Genomic DNA, 5,527 nt, shown 5'->3' with positions numbered 1-5,527 from the left:
CGTGGCGTCCGACACCCCCGGCCTGCCGTTCAGCACCCGGCTCACCGTCGCCTCGCTGACCCCGACCTTCTGGGCCACCTGCACGAGTTTGCGTACCATGAGCGCACTATATCCGCGGTTCGCTGCCGGATTTCTGCGTTATTTTTGCAGTCCTTCCAAGCGGTCATGACTGGCTCGTATGGTTTTTGCGTAAATGTGTTTCCGCATTGCGTGCCTGGTGCGGGGGACGTAACTTGTGCGTCACCTCGGGGGCGGCCGACCCCTCCACCACCCTCATGACCAGGGACGATTCATGACCGGTTTCGCGGCGGGCAGCAGAGCCCGCATCGCCCTCGCCGTCGCCACGGCGGCGGGCCTCGCCCTCGCAGTGAGCGGCTGCGGCGGCTCCTCCGGCTCGTCGGCCGCCTCCGACGGCACCGTCACCATCACGGTGAACGACATGCCCGCCAAGACCGATCCGGTGAACCGGAAGATCTTCCTGGAGGACGTGGCGGCCTTCGAGAAGCTGCACCCGAAGATCAAGGTGGTGCCGCACGAGGGCCAGATGGACCCGCAGACCTTCGCCACCAAGCTGGCCGGCGGCCAGCTGGAGAACGCCTTCTACGTCTACTACACCGACCCGGCGGGCCTGATAGCCAAGCACCAGGCGGCCGACATCACCCCGTACCTGTCGCAGTTCCCCGCGGCGGACCAGGTCAAGCCGCAGCTGCGGAAGGTCTTCCAGGACGCCCGCGGCCACACCTACGGCCTGCCCGAGGGCAACTACTCGATGGGCCTGGTGTACAACCGCGCCCTCTTCCGGCAGGCCGGCCTCGACCCGGACAAGCCGCCGACGACCTGGGACGAGGTGCGGGCCGACGCCAGGAAGATCGCCGCGCTCGGCAAGGGCATGGTCGGCTACGGCGACTACAGCAAGTCCAACACCGGCGGCTGGCACTTCACCGCCGAGATGTACTCGCGCGGCGCCGACGTCGCCAAGCAGCAGCCCGACGGCAGCTGGAAGGCCGACTTCGACAACGCCACCGGCAAGGCCGTGCTCCAGCAGCTGCACGACATGCGCTGGAGCGACGACTCGATGGGCCGGCGGCAGCTGCTGGAGTGGGCGGACCTGCTGCAGATGATGGGCGCGGGCAAGCTCGGCATGTACCTCGCCACCGCCGACAACATCCCCACCATCGCCTCGCAGTACAAGGGCGACCCCAAGGACTACGGCCTCGGCCCGATCCCCGGCGGCAAGGGCACCCTGGCCGGCGGCGGCGGGTTCATGTTCAGCCCCAAGGACACCCCCGAGCAGATCAAGGCCGCGATGGCCTGGGTGGTCTTCAAGTACGAGAACCCCGACCGCATCGAGCTGGGCGCCCAGCGCGCGGCCGAGGCCAAGCAGCCCGTGGGCCTGCCCGAGCCCAACATCTGGACCGGCGCCGCCGCGCAGACCAAGTCCGCCGCCGACAAGAAGTACGCCAACCAGCCGGTCGGCAACTACGCGCCCTTCCAGCAGGCGCTGCCCGGCATCCCGCTGATCCTCGAACCGCCGAAGGCACAGCAGATCTACGCCGTGCTCGACACCGCCATGGCCAAGGTCCTCACCCAGAAGGACGCCGACATCGACGCCCTGCTCTCGGACGCCTCCCAGCAGGTCGACTCCCTGCTCGCGGCCCCGTAGGCCGCACCCGGACCCCCGACCCGCAGCACCCGCGGGCGGCGCCGCACGGCGCGGCCCGCGGGCACCGACCAAGGAGATCCCCATGGCCACTTCGCTGGCCCCCCGCCGTCCCGGACCCCCCGCGGCACCCGCCCGCGGCCGGAGCGGGGAGCGCTCCGCGCGCCGCGCCCGGCTGCGCCGCCGGGTCGCAGACAACGCCCTGGCGTACGCCTTCATGGCGGCCGGCATCGTGTGCTTCGCGGTGTTCTCGTGGTATCCGCTCTTCCGCGGCATCGTCCTGAGTTTCCAGCAGGACAACCTGATCACCGACCCGCAGTGGGTCGGCCTGGACAACTACCGCCACCTCTTCGACGACCCGCTGTTCTGGACCGCGTGGAAGAACACCGCGGAGTTCACCGGCCTCGCGCTGCTGCTCGGCTACGCGGTGCCCTTCGCCATCGCGGTGCTGCTCAACGAACTGCGGCACTTCAGGGCGTACTTCCGCATCGCGGTCTACCTGCCGGTGATGCTGCCGCCGATCGTCAGCGTGATGCTGTGGCAGTTCTTCTACGACCCGGGCGGCGGCCTGTTCAACACCGTGCTGCGCGGCGCCCACCTGCCCACCTCGCAGTGGATCCAGTCGCCGCACACCGCGATGATCTCGCTGGTGCTGGTGTCGACCTGGGCCAACATGGGCGGTGCGACGCTGATGTACCTGGCCGCGCTGCAGGCCATACCCGGCGAGCTGTTCGAGGCCGCGGAGCTGGACGGCGCGGGGGTGTGGGCGCGGCTGCGCTACGTCACGCTGCCGCAGATGCGCTTCATCATGCTGGTCCTGCTGCTGCTGCAGATCATCTCCACGATGCAGGTCTTCATCGAGCCCTTCCAGCTGACCGGCTTCACCGACCCGTCGACCATCACCGTGATGACGCTGATCTACCGCTACGCCTTCGCCGTCAACAACGACTTCGGGCTCGCCGCGTCGATGAGCGTGCTGCTCTTCGCGGTGCTGGGCGTCTTCGCCGCGCTGTACCTGCGGCTGACCCGCGAAACGGACCAGGCATGACGAACTCCGCCACCGCACCCGCCACCCGCAGCCTGATCTCCGACCAGGAGCTGGCAAGGCCGCGCAACCGGGCCGTCTACTTCGCCGTACTGGCCGTGACCACGGTGCTGTTCGCCGGGGCCTTCCTCTTCCCGCTGTACTGGATGGCCAGTTCCGCGCTGGAGACCCCGCGCGAGTTCGCCGCCCAGACGCCGACGCTGCTGCCCAAGTCCGTGCACACCGACGCCTACCGCGACGCGTGGAGCCAGATGGACATCGCGCACTTCTTCCTCAACACCGCCTGGTACGCGGCCGGCGGCTGGCTGATCCAGATATCGGTGGACGTGTGCGCGGCCTACGCGCTGTCCAAGCTGCGGCCGGCCTTCGGCCGGGCGATCTTCGCCGGGATGCTCGCCAGCCTGATGCTGCCCGCGGCGGCCCTGCTGGTGCCCGCCTACCTGACCGTCTCCGACCTGCCGCTGCTGCACCTGAACCTGCTCAACACGCCCTGGGCGCTGTGGCTGCCGGGGGCCGCCAACGCCTTCAACATCTACGTGCTGCGCCGCTTCTTCGACCAGATCCCCGGTGAACTCCTGGACGCCGCCGCCATCGACGGCGCCTCCCGGCTGCAGACCCTGCTGCGGGTGGTGCTGCCGCTGTCGCGGCCGGTGCTCGCGGTGATCTCGATCTTCGCCGTCGTGGGGATGTGGAAGGACTTCCTGTGGCCGCTGCTGGTGCTCCAGGACCCCGACAAGCAGACGCTGTCGGTGGCACTGCACCGGCTGTCCACGTCCACCACGCAGGTGCCGCCGACCGAGATGATCGCAGGTCTGTCGATCGCCGCGGTGCCGATGATCGTCCTCTTCCTGCTCTTCCAGCGGCACATACTCGGCGGCCTGTCCGCAGGAGCGCTCAAGGGCTGACACCCTCCGCAGTCTCCGCGTCGTCCTCAGGCCCGCAGGACCTGCGGCACGGTCCGCGCTGCCCTCCGACCGGTCCTTCTCCCCCCTTCGCCGCAGTCCGCCCGCCCAGCCCATACAAGGAGCCCGCCCCCGTGGCCGATCAGCCCGCCCCCGCCCCGCACGCCCAGTGGTGGCGTGACGCCGTCATCTACCAGGTCTACCCGCGCTCCTTCGCCGACAGCGACGGCGACGGGATCGGCGACCTGACCGGTGTCCGCGACCGCCTGCCCTATCTGGCCGAACTCGGTGTGGACGCCCTGTGGTTCAGCCCCTGGTACGCCTCCCCGCAGGCCGACGCCGGATACGACGTCGCCGACTACCGCCGCATCGACCCCGCCTTCGGCACGCTCGCGCAGGCCGAGGCGCTGATCGCCGAGGCCCACGAGCTGGGCCTGAAGATCGTCGTGGACGTGGTGCCGAACCACGTCTCCGACCGGCACGCCTGGTTCCAGGAGGCGCTGGCCGCAGGTCCAGGAGCCGAGGCCCGCGAGCTGTTCTGGTTCCGCGCGGGCCGCGGCGCCGGGGGCGAACTGCCGCCCAACGACTGGCAGTCGGTCTTCGGCGGACCGGCGTGGACCCGTACCGCCAACCCGGACGGCAGCCCCGGCGAGTGGTATCTGCACCTCTTCGCGCCCGAGCAGCCCGACCTGAACTGGAACAACCCCAAGGTCCGCGAGGAGCACGAGAGCGTGCTGCGCTTCTGGTTCGACCGCGGCGCCGACGGGGTGCGCATCGACTCCGCGACGATGCCCGCCAAGGACCCGGCGCTGCCCGACTTCGACCACGACGCCCCGCCGGTGCCGCACCCCTACATCGACCGCGACGACGTCCACGGCATCTACCGCGCCTGGCGGGCGCTCGCCGACAGCTACCCGCGGCCCCGCGCGCTGATCGGCGAGGTGTGGCTCGCCGACCCGGGGCGCTTCGCGAACTACCTGCGGCCCGATGAGATGCACAGCGCCTTCAACTTCGACTACCTCAACTGCCCCTGGGACGCGGCCGACCTGCGCCGGGTCATCGACGCGACACTCGCGGCGCACGCCTCGGTCGGCGCCCCCGCCAGCTGGGTACTGTCCAACCACGACGTCACCCGGCACGTCACGCGCTACGGCCGCGCCGACACCTCCTTCGGCCTGTCGCTGCGGCAGCACGCCACACCCACCGACCTGGAGCTGGGCACCCGCAGGGCGCGGGCCGCGCTGCTGCTGGACCTGGCGCTGCCCGGCGGGTGCTACCTCTACCAGGGCGAGGAGCTGGGCCTGTGGGAGGTCGAGGACATCCCGGACGCCCGGCGCCAGGACCCGATATTCCACCGCACCGGCGGCACCGACGTCGGCCGCGACGGCTGCCGGGTGCCGCTGCCCTGGTCCGGCGACCGTCCGCCGTTCGGCTTCAGCCCGGAAGGTGCCACCGCCCAGCCGTGGCTGCCGCAGCCCGAGCAGTGGGCGGGCCACACCGCGCAGGCCCAGGAGGGCAGGCCCGACTCGATGCTGACCTTCTACCGGACGGCCCTGCGGGCGCGCCGCACCGAGCCGGGGCTGCGCGGCGAGGCCTTCGGCTGGCTGCCGGAGAGCGGCGCGGGAGTGCTGGCCTTCGCCCGCGGCGACGGCTTCACCTGCCTGGCGAACCTGTCGGGTGCGGCGGTGCGGCTGCCCGCGGACGCCGACGTGGTCCTCGCCAGCGCACCGCACTTCGACCCCGCGGCGGGCGAACTGCCCGACGACACCACCGTGTGGCTGCGGCGGCACTGACCCGACAAGGAAGGCAGGCGGGCACGTCATGACTCGGAGACTGGCCGAGGTGGCCAAGCGGGTGGGCGTCAGCGAGGCGACGGTGAGCCGGGTGCTGAACGGCAGGCCGGGGGTGTCGGACGCCACA

At 70.8% G+C, this 5,527-nt stretch carries 6 protein-coding genes; 5 read left to right on the top strand and 1 reads right to left on the bottom strand.

From position 1 onward, the window contains the following. Positions 1–99 (bottom strand): LacI family DNA-binding transcriptional regulator (locus JT723_RS34465; protein WP_205048850.1); only part of this gene is annotated, 99 nt, incomplete at its 3' end. 193 nt (positions 100–292) lie between these two features. On the opposite strand from JT723_RS34465, the gene JT723_RS34460 reads away from it, so the two are divergent. The 5 genes from JT723_RS34460 to JT723_RS34440 all read left to right on the top strand — a co-directional run. Next, positions 293–1,663, top strand: a complete 1,371-nt coding sequence (locus JT723_RS34460; protein ID WP_205048848.1) for an extracellular solute-binding protein — start codon at positions 293–295, stop codon at positions 1,661–1,663. An 82-nt stretch (positions 1,664–1,745) separates the two neighbouring features. After that, positions 1,746–2,708, top strand: coding sequence for a carbohydrate ABC transporter permease (locus JT723_RS34455; protein ID WP_205048847.1), 963 nt, complete (start codon positions 1,746–1,748; stop codon positions 2,706–2,708). Next, entirely contained in the window at positions 2,705–3,610 is a 906-nt protein-coding gene (locus JT723_RS34450; protein WP_205048846.1) for a carbohydrate ABC transporter permease, read from the top strand. The genes JT723_RS34455 and JT723_RS34450 overlap by 4 nt, the downstream gene beginning before the upstream one ends. A gap of 131 nt (positions 3,611–3,741) precedes the next feature. Continuing rightward, on the top strand, positions 3,742–5,400 hold the full coding sequence (locus JT723_RS34445) for a glycoside hydrolase family 13 protein (RefSeq protein WP_205048845.1): 1,659 nt from the start codon (positions 3,742–3,744) through the stop codon (positions 5,398–5,400). Positions 5,401–5,428: 28 nt separating this feature from the next. Beyond that, positions 5,429–5,527, top strand: a 99-nt coding sequence (locus JT723_RS34440) for a LacI family DNA-binding transcriptional regulator (protein WP_205048849.1), incomplete at its 3' end; no start/stop codon positions are given.

Source organism: Actinacidiphila bryophytorum, assembly GCF_016916835.1.
GTDB classification, from domain to species: Bacteria; Actinomycetota; Actinomycetes; order Streptomycetales; family Streptomycetaceae; genus Actinacidiphila; species Actinacidiphila bryophytorum.
Note: the sequence above shows the minus strand (reverse complement) of the source record. Positions and strands in the feature narration are given on the sequence as shown.